We start from the raw sequence: 20,031 nt of genomic DNA on the forward strand, positions 1-20,031 counted from the left end.
CGTCGAGCGGACGTCGCCGGTGGCGAACACCCCGGGCACGCTGGTCTCGAGGTGATGCGGCGGCCGTTCCAGCGTCCAGCCGCACACGTTGCGCAGGTCTGGACCGGTCAGGATGAAGCCGTGGTCGTCGCGTGCCAGCACCCCGTCGAGCCAGTCGGTGCGCGGGGCGGCGCCGATGAAGATGAACATCCGGCCGCAGGTGACGTCTTCGGTTTCGCCGGTGCGGTTGTTGACCAGGGACAGCTGCTCCAGGTGGCCGGCGCCGCTGGCGCTCTGCACCTCGGTGCAGGTCAGCACGTTGATTTTGGGGTTCGCCTCGATCTGCTGGATGAGGTAGTAGGACATCGACGCCTCCAGCGAGGGGGCGCGCACCACGATGTTGACCGTCTTGGCGCTCCGCGACAGATACATGGCGGCCTGGCCGGCCGAGTTGGCCCCGCCGATCACGTAGACCTCTTCGTCTTCGCACTCCGAGGCGACGGAGACGGCCGCGCCGTAATAGATGCCGCAGCCCGTCAGCTCGGTGCAGCCCTCGGCCTGCAGCTGGCGGTAGGCGACGCCGGTGGCCAGGATGACCGCGTGCGCGTCGATCGAGCCGCCGTCGGCGAACCGCACGGTGCGCTTGGACCCGTTCACCTCGAGGGCGATGGCCTTGCGGGCGGTGATCAGTTCGGCGCCGAATTTCTCCGCCTGCCGGCGGGCGCGGTCGGCGAGCTGGCCACCGGACACCCCGTCCGGGAAGCCCAGGTAGTTCTCGATGCGCGAGCTCTGCCCGGCCTGACCGCCGGTGGCGGTGTGCTCGATGAGCACGGTGCGCAGCCCCTCGGACGCGCCGTACACGGCCGCGGCCAGGCCCGCGGGCCCGCCGCCGACCACGATCAGGTCGTAGAACTCCTGCGACGGCGTGGTGGTCAGGCCCAGGGTCTCGGCCAGCTGCGCGTCGGTGGGTTCGACCAGGGTGTCGCCGCGCTGGGTGACCACCACCGGCAGCCGCAGGCCGTTCTCGCCGGCCGCGGTGAGCAGCCGCTCGCCGGCGGGTTCGTCGGCCATGAACCAGGTGTAGTACAGGCCGTTGCGGGCCAAAAAGTCGCGGACCTGCCAGGACCGCGCCGACCAGCGGTGGCCGATCACCTTGGTGTGCGGGATGGGGTGCTCGGGTGCGGCCCGCCAGGCGTCCAGCAGCCCGTCGATGACGGGGTAGAACTTCTCCTCCGGGGGGTCCCACGGCTTGAGCAGGTAATGGTCCAGGTCGACGACGTTGATCGCGTCGATGGCGGCGTGGGTGTCGGCGTAGGCGGTCAGCAGCACGCGACGCGCCGCCGGATACAGGTCCATCGCCTGCTCGAGGAACTCGATGCCGCTCATCTGCGGCATCCGGTAGTCGGCGATGAGCACCGCCACGGTCTCGCCGCGCAGTTTGAGCTCCTTGAGCGTGCCCAGAGCGTCGGGCCCGGATTCCGCGCGCACGATCCGGTGGTCCTCGCCGTAGTGGCGGCGCAGGTCCCGGGCGACGGCGCGAGAAACCGAGGGATCGTCGTCTACGGTCAGCATGACGGGCTTGCGCTGTTGCGCTGCGGCGCCGCCGGCGTCTGCGGGGCTCGAGGTGCCGGAAGGGTTGGTCATCGGCGTTAAGTATGCGCTCGTCAGCGGCCATGTGGGAGGTCGAGGAGGCGGGGCCGCGTTCCGCCGACAGCGATTTTGGTGGAGCGGAATAACCAGGTATCGTGGAACAACGGTGCGGCATCCGCGCCGACTTTTTGTGTGCCAAGTCCCTAGGAATTTCCTGTCACCGGCTCACGTTCCAAGTCGGTGGGCAATGTCGCGTCGACCAGGCGCAGACGATTACGAAACTATACGGCGAGGATTCTTAATTAGTTATGGCCAAGAAGGACGGCGCCATCGAGGTGGAAGGCCGGGTGGTCGAGCCTCTGCCCAATGCGATGTTCCGCATTGAGCTGGAGAACGGTCACAAGGTGCTTGCGCACATCAGCGGCAAGATGCGGCAGCACTACATTCGCATCCTGCCCGAGGACCGGGTGGTGGTGGAGTTGTCTCCCTACGACCTGTCCCGTGGCCGCATCGTGTACCGGTACAAGTAACGCGCCCGATCTCCAACAACCTACGAATAGACAGAACAGGATCGAACAGCCGTGAAGGTGAACCCGAGCGTCAAGCCAATCTGTGACAAGTGCAGGGTGATCCGTCGGCATGGGCGGGTCATGGTGATCTGCTCCGATCCGCGCCACAAGCAGCGCCAGGGCTAACCCCTCAGGGCGTAGGCGGCCCCGCAGTACCAACACAACTGAATGCAGACCTCCCAGCACCAGTGAGCGGCTGGCATCTACTAGAGATGGGCTAGCTCATCCACGCCCGGACGGAGGCCGGGCCCCGCGAGATATAACCACCCCTACCGGGGTTGCGGGAACGGGCTGGGAACAGACCTCCGCCTAGAAAAAGAGGAAACGCCACCTATGGCTCGACTAGTAGGCGTCGATCTGCCGCGTGACAAGCGGATGGAGATCGCGCTGACCTACATCTTCGGCGTCGGCCGCACCCGGTCGAACGAGATCCTGGCAGCTACCGGCATTGACCGGAACCTGCGCACCCGGGATCTGACCGATGACCAGCTGACCCACCTGCGTGACTACATCGAGGCAAACCTCAAGGTCGAGGGTGACCTCCGCCGCGAGACGCAGGCCGACATCCGCCGCAAGATCGAGATCGGCTGCTACCAGGGCCTGCGGCACCGCCGCGGCCTGCCGGTGCGCGGCCAGCGGACCAAGACCAACGCGCGCACCCGCAAGGGCCCCAAGCGCACCATCGCCGGCAAGAAGAAGGCCAGGTAACCCCCGATGCCACCAGCAAAGAAGGCAGGCGCGGCGGCGCCCAAGAAGGGCCAGAAGACCCGCCGGCGGGAAAAGAAGAACATCCCGCATGGTGCCGCCCACATCAAGAGCACCTTCAACAACACGATCGTCACGATCACTGACCCCCAGGGCAACGTCATCGCCTGGGCGTCGTCGGGTCACGTGGGCTTCAAGGGGTCCCGGAAATCAACCCCGTTCGCAGCCCAGCTGGCCGCCGAGAACGCCGCGCGCAAGGCGCAGGAACACGGCGTCAAGAAGGTCGACGTGTTCGTGAAGGGCCCGGGTTCGGGCCGGGAGACCGCGATCCGGTCGCTGCAGGCCGCCGGCCTGGAGGTCGGCGCGATCTCCGACGTCACCCCCCAGCCGCACAATGGCTGCCGCCCGCCGAAGCGCAGAAGGGTCTAGGAGACAACCATGGCTCGTTACACCGGACCCATCACTCGCAAGTCGCGCCGGCTGCGCACCGACCTCGTCGGTGGCGACCAGGCCTTCGAGAAGCGTCCCTATCCGCCCGGCCAGCACGGTCGCGCGCGGATCAAGGAAAGCGAATACCTGCTGCAGCTGCAGGAGAAGCAGAAGGCCCGCTTCACCTATGGCGTGATGGAAAAGCAGTTCCGCCGCTACTACGCAGAGGCCTCCCGGCAATCCGGCAAGACCGGTGAAGAGCTGCTGCGCATCCTGGAAAGCCGGCTGGACAACGTCGTGTACCGGGCCGGGCTGGCCCGCACTCGCCGGATGGCCCGCCAGCTGGTCAGCCACGGACACTTCAGCGTCAACGGCGTGCACGTCAACGTCCCCAGTTACCGGGTGTCGCAACACGACATCATCGATGTGCGGGACAGCTCGCTGAACACCGTGCCGTTCCAGATCGCGCGGGAGACGGCGGGCGACCGTCCGATCCCGAGCTGGCTGCAGGTGGTGGGGGAGCGTCAGCGCATCCTCATCCACCAGCTGCCCGAGCGGGCGCAGATCGACGTGCCGCTCAGCGAGCAGCTCATCGTCGAGTTCTACTCGAAGTAAAGACCCCCTGCATCCAACCCGGTGCAGGTCTTAACGGCATCAAATAGCGGGTGCCGAGAAGGAGAAGAAACACCATGCTGATCTCTCAGCGACCCACACTGTCGGAGGAAGTCCTCACCGACGACCGGTCCCAGTTCGTCATCGAGCCGCTGGAGCCGGGATTCGGTTACACGCTTGGTAATTCGCTGCGGCGCACGCTGCTGTCCTCGATTCCGGGCGCGGCCGTCACCAGCATCCGGATCGACGGCGTGCTGCACGAGTTCACCACCGTGCCGGGCGTCAAGGAAGACGTCACCGCGATCATCTTGAACCTCAAGAGCCTGGTGGTGTCCTCCGAGGAGGACGAGCCGGTCACCATGTACCTGCGCAAGCAGGGTCCGGGTGAGGTCACCGCGGGTGACATCGTGCCGCCCGCCGGTGTCACCGTGCACAACCCCGACCTGCACATCGCGACGCTGAACGACAAGGGCAAGCTCGAAGTCGAGCTGGTCGTCGAGCGCGGCCGTGGTTACGTGCCTGCCGTGCAGAACCGCGCCTCCGGCGCCGAAATCGGCCGTATCCCAGTCGATTCCATTTACTCGCCGGTGCTCAAGGTCACCTACAAGGTGGACGCCACACGTGTCGAGCAGCGCACCGACTTCGACAAGCTGATCCTGGACGTCGAGACCAAGAGCTCGATCAACCCCCGCGATGCGCTGGCGTCGGCGGGTAAGACCCTGGTCGAATTGTTCGGTCTGGCACGCGAACTCAACGTCGAGGCCGAGGGCATCGAGATCGGGCCGTCGCCGGCCGAGGCCGACCACATCGCGTCGTTCGCCTTGCCGATCGACGACCTGGATCTGACGGTGCGGTCCTACAACTGCCTCAAGCGCGAGGGTGTGCACACCGTCGGCGAGCTGGTGTCGCGCACCGAGTCCGACCTGCTCGATATCCGCAACTTCGGTCAGAAGTCCATCGACGAGGTCAAGGTCAAGCTGCACCAGCTGGGCCTGTCGCTCAAGGACAGCCCGCCGAGCTTCGACCCCTCGCAGGTCGCGGGTTACGACGTCGCCACCGGCACCTGGTCCAGCGAGGCGTCCTACGACGACCAGGACTACGCGGAAACCGAACAGCTGTAAAGAATTCCGTCCCGGTCCTACCTAATACGGGGACCGGCCCCAATTAGGAGATAGTCGCAATGCCCAAGCCCACCAAGGGACCTCGCCTCGGCGGGTCGTCTTCGCACCAGAAGGCCCTGCTGGCCAACCTGGCCACGTCGCTGTTCGAGCACGGCCGGATCAAGACGACCGAGCCCAAGGCGCGCGCGCTGCGGCCCTATGCGGAAAAGCTGATCACGCACGCGAAAAAGGGCTCGCTGCACAACCGTCGAGAGGTGCTGAAGAAGATCCGGGACAAGGACGTGGTGCACGCCTTGTTCGAGGAGATCGGGCCGTTCTTCGCCGACCGCAACGGCGGCTACACCCGCATCATCAAGGTCGAGCCGCGCAAGGGCGACAACGCGCCCATGGCCGTGATCGAGCTGGTGCGGGAGAAGACGGTCACCTCCGAGGCCGACCGGGCTCGCCGGGTGAAGGCGTCCAAGAAGACTGACGCTCCTGTCGCGGCAGCGGCGGCACCTCAGGCGGCTGTCGAGCCGCAGGAAGCCGTCGGCCCGACGGCCGAGGAAGCCACGGCCGAGGTCGAGGAGACCACGACGGAGGCCGAGCCGACCAAGGCCCAGGCCGAAGCCGAGGAAAAGGCCGACAAGGCCGTCGCCGCCAGGGCCGAAGCCGAAGCCGAAGAGGCGAACGACGAGGCTGACGAGAGTTAGCGAGGACGTCCGTCTGCGGCTTGATATCGCCTACGACGGAACAGGTTTCGCGGGCTGGGCCACTCAGGCCGGCCAGCGGACCGTGGCCGGAATTCTCGACGAGGCGCTGACGACCGTTTTTCGCACGCCGGTGCGGCTGCGCGCGGCGGGACGCACCGACGCCGGAGTGCATGCCACCGGGCAGGTGGCCCACGTCGACGTTCCGCTGGACGCGCTGCCGAACGCCTATCCGCGTGCACCGCACATCGGTGAACCCGAATTTCTGCCGCTGCTGCGCCGGCTGGGCCGGTTCCTGCCCACCGATGTCCGGGTCGTCGATATCACCCGCGCGCCTGCGGGTTTCGACGCCCGGTTCTCGGCGCTGCGGCGTCACTATGTATATCGCATCTCGACGGCGCCCTGGGGTGTGCAGCCGCTGCAGGCCCGCTACGTCACCGCCTGGCCGCGCCCGCTGGACGTCGAGGCGATGACCGCCGCGTCGCGAGACCTGCTGGGATTGCACGATTTTGCCGCCTTCTGCCGTCACCGCGAGAACGCCACCACCATTCGCGACCTGCAGCGACTGGACTGGACCCGCGACGGTGAGCTGATCACCGCGCGGGTCAGCGCCGACGCGTTCTGCTGGTCGATGGTGCGCTCACTGGTCGGCGCGCTGCTGGCCGTCGGCGAACACCGCCGTCCGGTCTCCTACTGTCGCGAATTGCTCAGTGCCACAGAGCGATCCAGTGACTTCGCCGCCGCGCCCCCACACGGCCTGTCGCTGGTCGGTGTCGACTACCCGCCCGACGGCCAGCTGGCCGCGCGCAACCTGATCACCCGGGACCTGCGCTCGCGCGACTGAGCGGTCACAGCCTGGCCGCGACGAATCCGGCGGCCTGATCCACCAGCCCGGAGTCGATGTAAGAGGGCTGCAGATGCGAAGGCCAATTCAGGCCACCCGCCGAGCAGATCGGGTCGCCGTTCGCGCACACGTCGATGGTCTTGGCGGCGAAGGCCGGGCTGAAATCGGGAACCGGGCCAAGGACTTTGCGGGTGCCGTTGCCGAACAACGCGACCGCCGCCACCTGCTGATCCAATACCGCCGGCAGCGGATTGGTGAATCCGAACGCCGGTTGGGTGACGGCGACAACCAGATCGGCGGAAACGGCACCCAGCGAATAGCCGCCGAGAATTTCGCGTGTGCCCGGGCAGCTTCGCGCCATCTGTTGGACGTGCGCGCTCATGTCGTTGGCGCCCTTGGCCGGGCTGACATCGGCGGGATAGTTGACGCCGTAGGCACCTACCGGCATCCGCACCTTGGCGCGCAGGGCATTGACGAATGCAGCGCCGACGTAACCGACACCGGCTGGTTCCTCCCGGCCGCGGGCGAAAACCACCTCGGCGCCAGGACACTCCGCCGATGCCGCCGGCACGGGGAGCGTGGTGACCGCCAGGGCAAGCAGCGATGCCACGGCGATGGAAGCGGCGCACGCCGCGCCGTACCGGCGGTGCCTCAAGTTAGATCCTGCCCGCGACGAAATTCGCGGCCCTGTTGGTCAATCCGGGCACGTAGCTCAGGTGCGAACTCCACTGCGAGCCCCCCGAGCAGATCGGGTCGCCCGGGTTGCACAGGTCGATGGTCTTGCCCTCGAAATTCGGGGATAAGGCACTCATCAGCTGACCCGCCCGGCCGGATGGATTGCCGAACAGCGCGACGGCAGCGACGTGGTCGGCGACCTGGTACGGCAACGGCTGGCGGTAGCCAAGACCGGATACCGGTGCGGCCGTGACGATGTCGACGACGGCGGCGCCCTGGGAATAACCGCCCAGCACCAGTTTGGTGCCGGGGCAGTTGACGGCCATTTGCTGAAGGTGGGTGCTGGCGTCGTTGGCGCCGTTGGTGGCGGCCAGGAAGTCTTTGTTGGCAGGGTAGTTCACCCCGTATGCGCCAACGCTTTTGCTGGTCTGCTCACGCAACGCGCTGACGAAGGCACCGCCCACCTTGCCGACACCGGGCGGCTCGTCGGTGCCCCGGGCGAACACCACTTCAATGCCGGGACACGATGCCGACGCATGCGGAACCAATTGGGGAGCAATCAATAACGCGCCCGTTGCGCCAATTCCGATGCCCAGCCCTAACGGGATAAGCCTCACACAGCGATGTTAAGGGGGCGTTGATAACCCGACGGTAACGATTTAGACGAGAGGTGCTTGCGGTACGTCCGTAGCCGGCGCGGGCACCGACGGCGCGGGAGCCGGAGCCGTGCCGGGACCGCCATGGATGGACGGGCCCGACCCGGGCGGGTTCTGCCCGTAGACCGGCGACTGTGGGCCATATCCGGGCTGCTGCGGACCGTAGCCGGGTGAGGTCTGCGGACCGGTGCCCGGCATCGACGGTCCGTACCCGGGCATCGACTGACCGGCGCCGACCAGTTTCTGCGCGACGAACGCCGCGGCCTGGGTGGTGTAGACGGGGACGTAGCCCTCGGTGTGCCCACTCCACTCGTTGCCGGGCCCGGCGTGGCAGATCGGGTCGTTGGGGTTGCACAGGTCGATGGCCTTGGAGCCCAGCATCGAGCTCTGGCTGGGCAGGGTGCCGCCAGCGCGGTCGGCCACGTCACCGAAGGTGGCGACGGCGGCGATGTTGTTGGCGTACTGCGCCGGTAGCGTGCTGCCCCAGCTGATGCCGCCGATCGGGACGCCGGCGACGATGTCCATCACCGAGGCGCCCTGAGAGTAGCCGCCCAGCACGATTTTGGTGTTGGGGCACTTCTCCACGCTCTTCTTCACGCGGTCGATCGTGTCGTTGGCGCCGTCGCCGCCGTGTAGCTGCAGCTTGCTGGCGGCGTAGTTCACGCCGTAGGGCAGGATGTTGAGGCCATTGGTCTGCTGGCGCAGCGAGTCCACGAACGCGTCGCCGACCCGGCCCAGGCCGGGTGGCTCGTTGGTGCCGCGGGCGAAGATGACCTCGACGTCCGGGCAGTCATCGGCGGAGGCTTTCGGCGCCGCGGCGGGGGTCGCGAGCAGGCCAGCAGCAATAACCAGGGCAGAAGCACCCAGGCCGATCAAGCGGCCTGCTGACCGCGCGGTGCCCGCCCAACGGGTACGTACACGGTGAGTTTGCGCCGGGTGAGTTTGCACTGGGCGATTTTACCCAATTCGAACCGTGTGGGAACTCTTTCGACCTGTGGATAACTGCTCTGACGGCCCGAAATGGCGGCTTACCGTGGCCGTTGACGGAATCTCGGAGTCAGGAGATCAGGTGCCGCCTCAGCCGGTCACGTGGCTGCACGTCAGTGCTTACCGGTATTTGCTGCGGCGCATCGAAAGCGCGTTGCTGGGAGAGAACGTCCGGGCCGGGTTTCGCTCGAGCGCGCATCCGGTGGCGTTCGGGTGTCTGATCACCGCCGTTGCCGTGGCCGGCTGCGCGCTTCTCGCCGTGCTGCGGCCTCATGTCGCACTGGATCGCGCGCAGATCGTGGTGAGCCGGGAGTCAGGCGCCCTATTCGTTCGAGTGGGCGACGCCTGGCATCCGGTGCTCAACCTGGCCTCTGCCCGGCTCATCGCCGCGACGGCCGCCAACCCGCAGCCGGTCACCGAATCCGACCTGAACACCACCAAACGTGGTCCGCTGCTGGGCATTCCGGGTGCACCGGAGTTTCTCGGCAGGCCGTTGTCTTCAGAGGATGTGAGTTGGTTGATATGCGCTAGCACCGCCGCTAGCACCACGACGGTCATCATCGGCCGCCGCTCCGAGGCGCCGACGGTGCACCGCGTTCCCACCGGGCAAGCGATCCTGGTGACCCCTGCTTCCGGTTCGCCTGCCTACCTGCTCTACGACGGCCACCGGGCGACGGTGGACCTCGCTGATGCTGCCGTGGTGCGCGCGCTGCGCCTCGAGGGCAGAACGCCGCTGCTCGTCTCGCAGGCATTGCTGAATGCCGTGCCGGAAGCGCCGCCGATCGCACCACCACGGATTCACGGTCGGGGCGCCACGCCGCCAGGATTGCCCGGATTCGCGGTCGGCAGTGTGCTTCGCATCACACGCACCGACGGCGACGAGTATTACGCGGTCTTAGCCGACGGAGTGCAGCGCATCGGCCAGGTGGCCGCTGACCTGCTGCGGTTCAACAACCCGCAGGGAACGGTCAACCCTGTCGCCGTCGCGCCCGACGCGATCCGGGCCGCTCCCGTCGTCGACGAGCTGCCGGTTGCGCTCTTTCCTGACCGGGCGCCAGCGCTGTCAGAGCCGGCCGGCACGTTGTGCGCCGGCTGGGAGGAGACGCGATCCGGCCACGCAGACGCCGCGTTCCTGGCCGAAAGCCGGCTGCCGATCCCGTCTGGCCGGGCGCCAGTGGCGTTGGCGCAAGCCGACGGCCCCGGCCCTGCGCTGGACGCCGTGTACGTGCCGCCAGGCGCAAGCGCCTACGTGCGGGCGGGTGACGACGCCGGCACCCGCTACCTGATCAGCGACACCGGTGTCCGGTTCGCCATTCACGACGACGACGCCGCACACGACCTCGGTCTTGACGACGCGGGCCCGGCACCGTGGCCGCTTCTCACGCTGTTGCCGTCCGGACCCGAGCTGAGCCGACAGAACGCATCAATCGCACGCGATGCGGTCGCGGGCTCGCCGTAGGCCACCTCTGATCGCCCCGGTGGCCAAAGCGAGAGTCAGCGCAAGCAGGCAGATCGCGGCTCCACGGAGCGCGGTGTTCCGCGCGCGAGAATCGCGCGGTTGCATCGGCGGCGACGCGGTGATCGGCACCGGTGCCGGCGATGGGCCGGGACTGCTGCGGGCGGGACCCGTGCCCGTGCTGACCGCGGCGAGCGGGTCAATGGTGCCGTTGCCGACGAGGGGATCCCATCCGGTGGGTGGATGATGCGCCGTCGTCTCGATGCGCTGCATCACCTGGCGGGCGGTCAACGCAGGGAAGCGGGCCCGGATCAGCGCGGCCAATCCGCTGACCACCGGGGCGGCATAGCTCGTGCCGGATACCGGCTCCGGCGCGAGTGACGTCACCGCCTCACCGGGCGCCGCTACATCCACCCAGGGGCCGGCAAGGGTGAATGTCGACGGCGCTCCACGGACATTCACCGAGCCGACGGTCAGTACGTAGTCGTCGTACCATGCCGGACTGACGGCGACCGTGATGGTCTGCCAGGTGGCGTTCACCCGCTGCGGCGGACACTGTTCCGCGCCGCCGGTATTGCCGGCCGCGGCCACGATGACGGCATTTTTGACGTCGACGGCGTAGGCCAGTGCCGCACCCAGCGCGCGGTCGTCGAGCGCCGAAGCCACCGGTGCGCACGCAACCGACGAAATGTTGATCACCGAGGCTCCCAGATCGGCTGCCGTCCGAACGGCTTTCGCCAGCGTGTCGACGTCACCGACTCCGGTGTGCGACCGGTCGGCGGTGGGGGCGAATTTCGCGCTGGACTGACGAATGCTGATCAACGTAGACTCCGGTGCCATCCCGCTGAAGCCGTCGGCCTTGGAATCCGCTGCGGCCGCGATGATTCCAGCCACCAGCGTGCCGTGCGCGTCGCAATCCTGCGTGCCGTCGCCCGTGGACACGTAGTCGCCACCCGGCACTACATCGGGCAGCCGAAGGTGTCGTGAGATCCCGGTGTCAATGACCGCGACCCGTTGGCCGGTGCCGCGGCTGAGTTGCCAGACCGCCGATAGGTCGCCCAAGGGCGGGGGGTGATTGCGGCCCGGTCCCGAGTCGACCGTCATCGTCGCGCAAATCTCGCGTTGCACGGTCGGCCGCGGGGGAGCCGGCAAGGCAGGCTTGGGCAACCACCTCTCATCGACGTCCGGCGGTGAAACCGCCCGCGCCGTCGGAGTTCCCAACGCGGTCGCCAGCGTCAGCGCCGACACCGCCAGCAGGCGGCCTGCGCACGAACTCATCATGTCAGGTTCAATCCCCGGACGGCACCGTAGAGTCCACATATCCAGCAGGTCAACGGAACCATCGCGGCCAGCGCCAATGCCTCCAGCAGCCCGATGCCTCGGTGTAGGACGGGCGAAGCGGGCCGAGCCGGGCCGACGAAGCCCAGGTACATCGCCCCAGCGACCGCCAATGTCGTTGCCGTCACGATCCAGGGGCCGGGCACCGGTGCGCGCCAGGCCGCAACACCGAAGGTCGTTGCGGTAATGAGGATTCCGCTGATCGCAAACACCAGCATCCTTCTCGTGTGGGTGGATCGGGAGCGCAGCAGCAGTAGCGCACCGGTGAGCGTGCCGAACGCGGTGCACGACAGTAGTGGTGCGCCGGCAAGCACGGTGACGACCGCGCCCAGCGTGGCCGATACCGACAATCCGGAAAGCAGGCTTGTCAACCACCTGTCGGCGCAAACCGCTTGGGAATGCGTTCTCGCGTCGCTCGGTTCAATCTCCGCCGCGTCCGGTGTCCCCAATCGGGGTGACAACCCGGCTAACGCGATCGATGCGCGCGCTGCCGCTGGAAGCAGGCCGACGGATAGCAGCGCAGCCGCCGAAGCGATGATGCGCAGCGGCGCCGCGCTTACCACGCTCACCAGCCCAGCCACCGCGGTGACCGCGGCGCAGCTCGAGACGGCGGTCAATGTGACCACACCGCAACCCGATACGCGCATCGCGACAACCGCGGTGACGCCGGCCGCCGCCGTGGCCAGCAACACGTTCGGCATGCCTGGCGTGCCGGGCACCGCCACAAACCCGGCAACCGCCGCGAACGTCGTAGCGATGAGGCTCAGCGCCAGCCCGGCGGCCTGGTCCTGATAGCCACGGTGCGCAATGGCCGCCAGCCCGACGGCCAGGCCGCCGGATGCCACCAACGCGGTGACCGTCGTGGCGACATCCCGGTTATCGTTGAGGCGCAATGCGTTGCGCACGATGGCCAGCCCTCCGACGCCGGCCAGAACGATCGCCGCCGCCACCCCGATGAGTCGGACCGCGCGCGCATGTGCAGCGCCGCTGCGCGGCTCGGTCGCCGCGTCGAGCGCCGCCGACACGCCCTCCGCCACATCGAAGTAGCGGGGAGCGGGCAATGGCGCAGTGCTCCGGCTCAGCACCAGGATCGCACCGTCTCCGATGCCGTGCTGTGCCAGCGTCATCGACGGGTCCAACCCGGATGCGCCGGGCACCGATAAGCGGTAGCGCCAGGCCTCGTTGTCGAGATGGTCAGCTCTGAGGATGTCGACGACTGACGGAATCAGCACGGCGACAGGGATTCCTGCGGGCAAAGTGACATCGACGACGGCAGCGTCCCAATGCACTGAGACGCGTCGCAGCCCGGTATCGGATGCAGGCAACAGCGAACCCTTCCGTCGGATTGGAAGGAAACATAGCCAGGTCTGCACGACCCGGTATCCGGTTGTGCACAGGTGACTTGCCGCCGATGTCGGAGCTACCTAGCGTCGTCGCACGGGAAGGGGATGAGGTGATTCAGGCTGTCGTGCCGGCGGAACCGCAGAGTCCCGCGGCCGACATCGTTGTCGAGGCGCCGCCAGACCTGCCATCGCCGACGGTGCCGGGCATACTCGCACGGCTGCTGCCGGTTGCGCTTTCTCTGGTGGGCATGGGCGTCATGACCGCGGTGTTCACCGCTGGGACCGGCGTGACCCGCAACCCCATCTTTCTGGCATTCCCGGCGATGATGCTGGTTTCGACCGTGGTGACGGGGCTGACCGGTCGTGCACAAAGGCAAGGCGGTAGCATCGATGCCGACCGCGATCACTATCTCGACTACCTCAGCGAATTGAGTCGGTCCGTGTCCGAAATCGCTGGGGCGCAACACTGGTCAGCGATCAGGCGCCATCCCGATCCCGACACGCTATGGACGCTGATCGGTGGCCCGCGGATGTGGGAGCGGCGGCCGACTGACGCCGACTTCGGCCTCGTCCGTGTGGGCATGGGAACCCAGCCGCTCGCCCGCCGCCTGGTTGCCCCGCAGCTTCCATCGGAGGGGCGTCGGGATCCGGTCACCGCCACGGCACTAACGCGTTTCCTGAATGCGCACTCGACGATCCACGCTCCGGTCACGATCGGCCTGCGGGCGGGGACACGCGTGACGATCGACGGCGATCTGGGCGAGGTGCGCGGGCTGCTGCGCGCGATCCTTTGCCAACTCGCTGTGCTGCACGCACCCGACCAGGTGCTGATCGCGGCGGCTGTCGACGATGAGAATCGCGGTCACTGGGACTGGCTGAAATGGCTTCCGCACAATCAACATCCGGTGGACATCGATGAGGCGGGGCCGGTGCGGATGGTCTATCCGAGCACGGCGGAGGCTCGGCATGCTATCGCCGCAGTCCAAGGACCCGAAGTGGTGGTGGTCACCGACCTGGCCTTGGGCATCGATCCGATCGTCGGCGCAACCACGATCGGGGTCGGCACCAGCTGCGACGGCGCCCCGCTGATAATACGGACGGTCGCTGATCATGGGCCTGGATGGTGTCCCGACCGGATCGCGCCCATCGACGCGATGGTATGTGCGCGCCGGCTTGCCGGGTACCACCCGCGCACGGGCCGCCCGAAAGGCGCTGAGCCCAATTGGACGGAGCTGGCCGGGTTTTCCGATCTGGACCACTTCGACCCGCACGTCCTATGGCGCCGCCGAGACCGCGACCGACTTCGCGTTCCGATCGGAACGACGGTTGGGGGCGCACCACTCGAGCTGGACATCAAAGAGCCGGCCGAAGACGGGATGGGCCCACATGGGCTGTGCATCGGCGCCACCGGGTCCGGCAAGTCAGAGCTGTTGCGCACCATCGCATTGGGCATGATGGCGCACAACTCGCCGGAAACACTCAACCTGCTGCTCATCGACTTCAAGGGCGGCGCAACCTTTCTCGACTATGCGCACGCACCGCACGTGGCCGCGGTGATCACCAACCTGGCCGACGACGCGCCGCTGGTGGCGCGGATGCGCGATGCGCTGGCCGGTGAGATGAACCGACGCCAGCAGCTGCTGCGGACGGCGGGCTGCGTCAGCGTCGCGGCATACGAACACGGGCGCGGTGTTAGAGCGTTGCCCCCGTTGCCAACGCTGTTCATCATCGTCGACGAGTTCTCCGAACTGCTCAGCCAGCATCCGGATTTCGCCGACCTGTTCGGAGCGATCGGCCGCCTCGGCCGGTCGCTGGGCATGCACCTGCTATTGGCCAGCCAGCGTCTCGACGAGGGCCGGCTACGCGGACTGGACGCCCACCTGTCGTATCGAATGTGCCTGAAAACACTGTCGACCAACGAATCCCAGACCGTATTGGGTAGTCTCGACGCATACCGGCTGCCGAGCGCCCCCGGCGCCGGCTTCTTGCGCATCAGTGGTGGCGAACCGATTCGCTTCCAGGCCGCGCTGGTTTCGGCGCCGCTACCAACGAACACGTCGGCCAGCGGACAAGCTGTGGCGACACGAACGGTGCAGGTGTTCGGCACCCGGATAACCGGGGCGGTCAGCCGCGCCGCCCAGGTGAGCGCGGCGCACGAACGGACCATCTCGAGTGCTGTCCTGGACCGGCTGACTGGCCAGGGGCCATCCGCGCATCGGGTGTGGCTGCCTCCGCTGGGGCCGGCACCGGCGTTGCACACCGTCCTGGCCGACGTCGCGTGCGCGCCGGGTGCCCTGGCCGTCCCCATCGGCATTGTCGACCGGCCCCTCGACCAATGCCGGGTACCGCTGGTGGTCGACATGTCCGGAGCGGCGGGCAATCTGGCGGTCATCGGTGCACCCCAATCCGGGAAGTCGACGGCGCTGCGCACACTCACTACGGCCTTGGCGGCTACGCATCGCCCTGACCAGGTGCAGTTCTACTGCCTGGATTTCGGCGGCGGAGTGCTGTCGGCGGTGCACACGCTGCCGCATGTGGGTGCGGTCGCTGGTCGAGCGGAGCCGCGTCTGGTCGGCCGGATAGTCGGCGAATGCGAGTCGGTCGTTCGTCGCCGTGAGGCCTTGTTCCGCGAGCATGGCATCGCGTCGATCGCCGAATACCGACAGCGGCGCGGCGACAGTGATACATCCGGCGATCCGTTCGGTGACGTGTTCCTCGTCATCGACGGCTGGGCGAGCGTGCGCCAAGAATTCGACACGTTGGAGGAGTCGGTCACCGCGCTGGCGGCTCAAGGACTTTCGTACGGCGTGCACGTGGTGTTGTCCGCATCACGGTGGTCCGAGGTGCGGCCCTCACTCAGAGATCAGATCGGCACGCGCATCGAGTTGCGGCTGGGTGATCCCGCCGACTCCGAAATCGACCGCAAGGCGGCGCAGCATGTTCCGCGCGACAGTCCGGGTCGTGGTCTTTCCCGTGAGGGCCTGCACATGATGATCGCCTTGCCCATCGCCGAGGTGCCCGGTGGTGAATCGGTTGCCCCGCCGATACCGCTGCTGCCCGTGCGCGTGGATCGCGACGCTGTGGTGCGCCGGTCGAGCCCCGAGTTGGGTATGCCGATACTGCTCGGTCTACAGGAGCGCGAACTGAGGCCAGCCGCAGTCGATTTCGAATGCTGTTCGCATCTTCTCGTCGTCGGTGACAACGAGTGCGGGAAGACCGCGACGCTCCGGACGTTGTGCCGGGAGATCGTCCGGACGAAGACGCCCGCCCAAGCCCAGCTGTTGATAGTCGACTTTCGGCGCACACTGCTTGGTGTCGTCGAGTCGGAACATCTCAGCGGTTACGCCATGTCGCCCGCCGCCCTGGCCGTGTTGCTGCCCGACCTGCTCGAGGCTCTGCAGGCGCGGATGCCGCCGCCCGACGCCAGCCAGGCTCAGTTGCGCAGTGGCTCTTGGTGGTCTGGACCGGACCTGTACGTCATCGTCGATGACTACGACCTTGTCGCCGGCCCCGCGGGCAATGACCTGACACCGATCGTCGAATTCCTGCCGTATGCGGCAGATCTGGGATTGCATCTGGTCATCGCTCGCCGCAGCGGCGGACTCGAGCGCGCAATGTTCGAGCCGCTGTTGACGAGTCTGCGCGACCTCGGTTGCGCGTCACTGATGATGAGCGGATGTCCAGCGCAGGGCGCATCGTTTGCTTCCACAGCACCGGTGCGATTGCCGCCGGGCCGCGGCGTCCTGGCCACTCGGGCCGGTGACGAGGAACTTGTCCAGGTTGCCTGGAGCCCACCGTGAGCGGGCACCCCGCAGTCGTCGAAGCCGGGCCCGGCACGATCCGGCGGTTATGTTGCGCCACAACCACCGTCGTCGACGACGAGATGGCCGACATCGTTCGGGCGGCGCTTGGTGCGATAGACGACCGGGTGGCGCTGGTAGGGGAGCGTCCGGCGGCGGTCGACGCACTATGGGAAGCCGCGTTGCGATCAGCAACCCGCGGTCACTGCGACGGGATGGTCGTCGTGCACCCGTCGTGGTGGCCGGCGTCGCGCGTGGGCGTGGTACGCAAGGCCGCCGCGGCCGTAGCGGGCCAAACGCGGACGCGATCGTCGGTGCTGAGGCAGGCGTCCCGCGCCGCACCGGATGCGACGGTAGTGGTCGAAATCGCCGAGCGGCTGGTGGCGATCACCGCAAGCGAGATCACGGCTGTACCGCGCACTGCCGAACCGCAGTCCGTCGCCCGCGACGTTGCGGGCGTCGTTGCGGCGATGGCGCCCGAAGCCGTGCTGATCGACACCCCAAGCACCGTCGCGGGTGCGCCGACGGTGGCGGTGCTGATCGCCGACGCGTTACGTGGGGGCGGCCAGAACATCCCGGACATCCTCGAAATCAACGACATTCGGCTGGCCCGCCTCGCGCGGTCGGCCTACCGGGCGACCGGCGAGCCGTCGGGGCCGCCCGCCACCGCACCCGCCGGTCCCGGCCGGCCGCGCGGCCGGACGCTGAGCGGACTCGTGGCGGCCGCGATCGTCGTCGCCGCGGCGGCGCCGACCGCGCTGACGATGGGCCGACCCGGTGTGGTGGCCCCGAAGCCGGTGGAAACCGCGCCCACAACATTTCTGGTGGAAGGCCGGGTGGCGCTGTCGGTGCCGGCGACGTGGGCGGCGCAGCGGGTGGTCAGCGGACCAGGCTCGTCCCGGGTACAAGTCACGTCGCGGGCAAATCCCGACGTGGCCTTGCACATCACGCAGTCACCTGTCGCCGGCGAAACGCTCAGCGGTACCGCCGAGCGGTTGAAGCACGCGATCGATGCCGAGGCCGCCGGGGTGTTCGTCGACTTCAATCCGTCCGGAACCAGCGCCGGCCGCCCGGCGGTGACTTACCGCGAGGTGCGCCCCGGTCATCACGTGCGCTGGACGGTGCTCCTGGACGGCCCGGTTCGGATCAGCATCGGTTGTCAGAGCCGGGCCGGCGATGAAGACGCCGTCCGCGACGCCTGCGATCAGGCGGTGCGATCCGCCCACGCGGTCGGATGAAAATTTATGGAACCGAAGGACCGCGCCGGGGGTCGTAGTTGGTATGGCTGCATCGAACACACTGAGCACCGATCTCGACCTGATGCGGTCGGTGGCGGGTACCACCGACGCCCGCAACGAGGAAATCAGGGCGCTGCTGCAGGCGTTCGTCGGCCGCATGAACGGTGTGCCTCCGTCGGCGTGGGGTGGGCTCGCGGCCGCGCGCTTCAAAGACGTGATGGATCGCTGGAACGCGGAGTCGGTGAGGCTCTATCACGCCCTGAACACGATCGCCGACACCATTCGGCACAACGCAGCCGCGCTGCAGGAGGCCGGCCAAAACCATGCAGACCACATCGCCGCCGCCGGCGGGGACCTGTGACGAGAGAGGATCCCGTGGACCCGGTGCTTTCCTATAACTTCGGCGAAATCGAACACACGGTGCGTCAGGAAATTCACTCCACGTCGGCACACTTCAATGCCGCGCTGGACGAGCTCAGATCCCAAATCGCGCCGCTGCGGCAGCTCTGGACCAGTGAAGCGGCCGCTGCATACCAGGCCGAGCAACTCAAATGGCACCAGTCGGCGACCGCGCTCAATGAGATCCTGGCCGCCCTGGGAAATGCCGTGCGCGACGGTGCGGAAGAGGTGGCCAACGCCGACCGCCGGGCTGCCGGCGTCTGGGCGCGGTAGCGGCCGAATAGACCACCGCGCGGGGGTAGCCGCGCCGTGAGACTGTGTGGTCCTGGCGGGGGAGAGCCGTTGGGACCACACAGTCATTTTGACCTGCGGGGATGGCGGTCGGTAAGCTGCTCCGTTGGCGTGCGGTACGCCGGGGCCTCGGGTCAATGTCGGTCGCCGAGACCAAGCCCTGCCGCGAACGCCCGACCGGCCCCCGGGTCACACCGGGATCACCCCGAGCCAAGAGGCTCGCAAAGAGAAAGTGGTAAGCGCTGTGCCTACGTACACGCCAAAGGCGGGTGACACCACGAGGTCGTGGCACGTCATCGACGCCACGGACGTGGTGCTTGGCCGCCTTGCCGTCGCGGCAGCCACCCTGTTGCGCGGCAAGCACAAGCCGACGTTCACCCCCAATGTCGACGGCGGTGACTTCGTCATCGTCATCAACGCCGACAAGGTCGCCTTCAGCGGCCAGAAGCTGGACAAGAAGCTGGCTTACCGCCACTCCGGCTATCCCGGCGGTCTGAGCAGCCGAACCATTCGCGAGCTGATGGACAAGCACCCCGACCGTGTCGTGGAGGACGCGATCATCGGCATGCTGCCCAAGAACAAGCTGGCCCGGCAGATCGCGCGCAAGCTGCACGTTTACGCCGGTCCGACGCACCCCCACGCCGCACAACAGCCCGTTCCGTACCAGATCAAGCAGGTGGCCCAATGACCGAAACGCCCGAGGCCTTGGAGAACCCGGAGAACCCGGAGAACCCGGAGACCCCAGAAGTCGCGGAGACCGTCGAGGCCGTCGCCGAGGCGACCGAAGCCTCGGTCGAGGCCTCCGAGACTGCCGAAGCCCCGGTCGAGGCCTCCGAGGCTGCCGAAGCCGCCGCGCCCGCCCCGTCCTTCGTGTTCGACCGGCCCATCCAGACCGTCGGCCGCCGCAAGGAGGCCGTGGTGCGGGTGCGCCTGGTGCCCGGCACCGGCAAGTTCAACCTGAACGGCCGCACCCTGGAGGGCTACTTCCCCAATAAGGTGCACCAGCAGCTCATCAAGGCCCCGCTGGTCACCGTCGACCGGGTGGACAGCTTCGACATCTACGCGCTGCTGCACGGCGGCGGCCCCTCGGGACAGGCCGGCGCGCTGCGTCTGGGCATCGCCCGAGCGTTGATCGTCGCCCAGCCCGAGGACCGGCCCCCGCTGAAGAAGGCCGGCTTCCTCACCCGTGACCCGCGTGCCACCGAGCGCAAGAAGTACGGCCTGAAGAAGGCCCGTAAGGCGCCTCAGTACAGCAAGCGCTGATCAGCAGTCGCTATCCGGCCACAACTTGGCATCGTGGTGCACAAGTT

21 protein-coding genes are annotated in these 20,031 nt (G+C 67.6%); 15 read left to right on the forward strand and 6 right to left on the reverse strand.

Annotated elements, in window-relative coordinates; all coding sequences use genetic code 11:
• On the reverse strand, positions 1-1,623 hold a 1,623-nt coding region (locus VFW69_RS00030), incomplete at its 3' end, for an NAD(P)/FAD-dependent oxidoreductase (RefSeq protein ID WP_526496879.1).
• A gap of 254 nt (positions 1,624-1,877) precedes the next feature.
• On the opposite strand from VFW69_RS00030, the gene infA reads away from it, so the two are divergent.
• From infA to truA, 8 genes are all read left to right on the forward strand, one after another.
• Positions 1,878-2,099 (forward strand): translation initiation factor IF-1, encoded by a 222-nt coding sequence (infA, locus tag VFW69_RS00035; RefSeq protein ID WP_003418601.1) that lies wholly within the window; start codon positions 1,878-1,880, stop codon positions 2,097-2,099.
• 51 nt (positions 2,100-2,150) lie between these two features.
• Complete coding sequence (rpmJ, locus tag VFW69_RS00040) at positions 2,151-2,264, forward strand: 50S ribosomal protein L36 (RefSeq protein ID WP_003879483.1); 114 nt, start codon at positions 2,151-2,153, stop codon at positions 2,262-2,264.
• Positions 2,265-2,471: 207 nt separating this feature from the next.
• Positions 2,472-2,846: a 30S ribosomal protein S13 gene (gene rpsM / locus VFW69_RS00045; protein ID WP_221044380.1), complete on the forward strand. Its 375-nt coding sequence runs from the start codon at positions 2,472-2,474 to the stop codon at positions 2,844-2,846.
• A gap of 6 nt (positions 2,847-2,852) precedes the next feature.
• Complete coding sequence (gene rpsK, locus VFW69_RS00050) at positions 2,853-3,272, forward strand: 30S ribosomal protein S11 (protein WP_067101453.1); 420 nt, start codon at positions 2,853-2,855, stop codon at positions 3,270-3,272.
• 9 nt (positions 3,273-3,281) lie between these two features.
• On the forward strand, positions 3,282-3,887 hold the full coding sequence (gene rpsD, locus VFW69_RS00055; protein WP_526496882.1) for a 30S ribosomal protein S4: 606 nt from the start codon (positions 3,282-3,284) through the stop codon (positions 3,885-3,887).
• Between the two features lie 74 nt (positions 3,888-3,961).
• On the forward strand, positions 3,962-5,005 hold the full coding sequence (locus VFW69_RS00060; RefSeq protein ID WP_526496884.1) for a DNA-directed RNA polymerase subunit alpha: 1,044 nt from the start codon (positions 3,962-3,964) through the stop codon (positions 5,003-5,005).
• Between the two features lie 59 nt (positions 5,006-5,064).
• Entirely contained in the window at positions 5,065-5,697 is a 633-nt protein-coding gene (rplQ, locus tag VFW69_RS00065; protein ID WP_526496886.1) for a 50S ribosomal protein L17, read from the forward strand.
• Positions 5,684-6,538, forward strand: a complete 855-nt coding sequence (gene truA, locus VFW69_RS00070) for a tRNA pseudouridine(38-40) synthase TruA (RefSeq protein ID WP_526496983.1) — start codon at positions 5,684-5,686, stop codon at positions 6,536-6,538. The genes rplQ and truA overlap by 14 nt, the downstream gene beginning before the upstream one ends.
• A gap of 4 nt (positions 6,539-6,542) precedes the next feature.
• Here the strand turns inward: truA and VFW69_RS00075 are convergent, their stop codons facing one another.
• From VFW69_RS00075 to VFW69_RS00085, 3 genes are read right to left on the reverse strand one after another with little or no spacing between them, the layout of a single operon-like run.
• The gene (locus VFW69_RS00075) at positions 6,543-7,193 is read right to left on the reverse strand and encodes a cutinase family protein (protein WP_526496888.1); all 651 of its coding nucleotides are present in this window, start codon (positions 7,191-7,193) and stop codon (positions 6,543-6,545) included.
• 1 nt (position 7,194) lies between these two features.
• Positions 7,195-7,830 carry a cutinase family protein gene (locus tag VFW69_RS00080; protein WP_526496890.1) on the reverse strand — a complete coding sequence of 212 codons (636 nt, stop codon included), beginning with the start codon at positions 7,828-7,830 and terminating at the stop codon, positions 7,195-7,197.
• Positions 7,831-7,872: 42 nt separating this feature from the next.
• A complete protein-coding gene (locus VFW69_RS00085) occupies positions 7,873-8,742 on the reverse strand; it encodes a cutinase family protein (protein WP_526496985.1) in 870 nt (289 codons plus the stop codon).
• 196 nt (positions 8,743-8,938) lie between these two features.
• On the opposite strand from VFW69_RS00085, the gene eccB reads away from it, so the two are divergent.
• A complete protein-coding gene (gene eccB / locus VFW69_RS00090) occupies positions 8,939-10,315 on the forward strand; it encodes a type VII secretion protein EccB (RefSeq protein WP_526496892.1) in 1,377 nt (458 codons plus the stop codon).
• Here the strand turns inward: eccB and mycP are convergent.
• Together mycP and eccD are read right to left on the reverse strand one after the other, a co-directional pair.
• A complete protein-coding gene (gene mycP, locus VFW69_RS00095; protein WP_526496894.1) occupies positions 10,280-11,593 on the reverse strand; it encodes a type VII secretion-associated serine protease mycosin in 1,314 nt (437 codons plus the stop codon). The genes eccB and mycP overlap by 36 nt on opposite strands.
• Positions 11,590-12,975 (reverse strand): type VII secretion integral membrane protein EccD, encoded by a 1,386-nt coding sequence (gene eccD / locus VFW69_RS00100; protein WP_526496896.1) that lies wholly within the window; start codon positions 12,973-12,975, stop codon positions 11,590-11,592. The genes mycP and eccD overlap by 4 nt, the downstream gene beginning before the upstream one ends.
• A 143-nt stretch (positions 12,976-13,118) precedes the next feature.
• Here eccD and eccCb point away from each other — a divergent pair, with 143 nt between their 5' ends.
• From eccCb to rpsI, 6 genes are all read left to right on the forward strand, one after another.
• Positions 13,119-16,793: a type VII secretion protein EccCb gene (gene eccCb, locus VFW69_RS00105; RefSeq protein WP_526496987.1), complete on the forward strand. Its 3,675-nt coding sequence runs from the start codon at positions 13,119-13,121 to the stop codon at positions 16,791-16,793.
• Positions 16,790-18,031: a type VII secretion-associated protein gene (locus VFW69_RS00110; RefSeq protein ID WP_526496898.1), complete on the forward strand. Its 1,242-nt coding sequence runs from the start codon at positions 16,790-16,792 to the stop codon at positions 18,029-18,031. The genes eccCb and VFW69_RS00110 overlap by 4 nt, the downstream gene beginning before the upstream one ends.
• 43 nt (positions 18,032-18,074) lie before the next feature.
• Positions 18,075-18,392, forward strand: a complete 318-nt coding sequence (locus VFW69_RS00115) for a WXG100 family type VII secretion target (protein ID WP_526496900.1) — start codon at positions 18,075-18,077, stop codon at positions 18,390-18,392.
• Positions 18,393-18,406: 14 nt separating this feature from the next.
• Positions 18,407-18,703: a WXG100 family type VII secretion target gene (locus VFW69_RS00120; RefSeq protein WP_526496903.1), complete on the forward strand. Its 297-nt coding sequence runs from the start codon at positions 18,407-18,409 to the stop codon at positions 18,701-18,703.
• Between the two features lie 262 nt (positions 18,704-18,965).
• Entirely contained in the window at positions 18,966-19,409 is a 444-nt protein-coding gene (rplM, locus tag VFW69_RS00125) for a 50S ribosomal protein L13 (protein WP_526496905.1), read from the forward strand.
• Positions 19,406-19,984: a 30S ribosomal protein S9 gene (rpsI, locus tag VFW69_RS00130; RefSeq protein ID WP_526496907.1), complete on the forward strand. Its 579-nt coding sequence runs from the start codon at positions 19,406-19,408 to the stop codon at positions 19,982-19,984. The genes rplM and rpsI overlap by 4 nt, the downstream gene beginning before the upstream one ends.
• Positions 19,985-20,031 lie beyond the last annotated feature (47 nt).

Source organism: Mycobacterium sp., from assembly GCF_036273375.1.
Lineage (GTDB): Bacteria > Actinomycetota > Actinomycetes > Mycobacteriales > Mycobacteriaceae > Mycobacterium.

Bases quoted from the DNA above. Each gene is read 5' to 3' on its own strand.
- infA (WP_003418601.1), top strand. From the start codon at position 1,878: ATGGCCAAGAAGGACGGCGCCATCGAGGTGGAAGGCCGGGTGGTCGAG.
- rpsM (WP_221044380.1), top strand. From the start codon at position 2,472: ATGGCTCGACTAGTAGGCGTCGATCTGCCGCGTGACAAGCGGATGGAG.
- rpsK (WP_067101453.1), top strand. From the start codon at position 2,853: ATGCCACCAGCAAAGAAGGCAGGCGCGGCGGCGCCCAAGAAGGGCCAG.
- rpsD (WP_526496882.1), top strand. From the start codon at position 3,282: ATGGCTCGTTACACCGGACCCATCACTCGCAAGTCGCGCCGGCTGCGC.
- VFW69_RS00060 (WP_526496884.1), top strand. From the start codon at position 3,962: ATGCTGATCTCTCAGCGACCCACACTGTCGGAGGAAGTCCTCACCGAC.
- rplQ (WP_526496886.1), top strand. From the start codon at position 5,065: ATGCCCAAGCCCACCAAGGGACCTCGCCTCGGCGGGTCGTCTTCGCAC.
- mycP (WP_526496894.1), bottom strand. From the start codon at position 11,593: ATGATGAGTTCGTGCGCAGGCCGCCTGCTGGCGGTGTCGGCGCTGACG.
- VFW69_RS00115 (WP_526496900.1), top strand. From the start codon at position 18,075: ATGGCTGCATCGAACACACTGAGCACCGATCTCGACCTGATGCGGTCG.
- rpsI (WP_526496907.1), top strand. From the start codon at position 19,406: ATGACCGAAACGCCCGAGGCCTTGGAGAACCCGGAGAACCCGGAGAAC.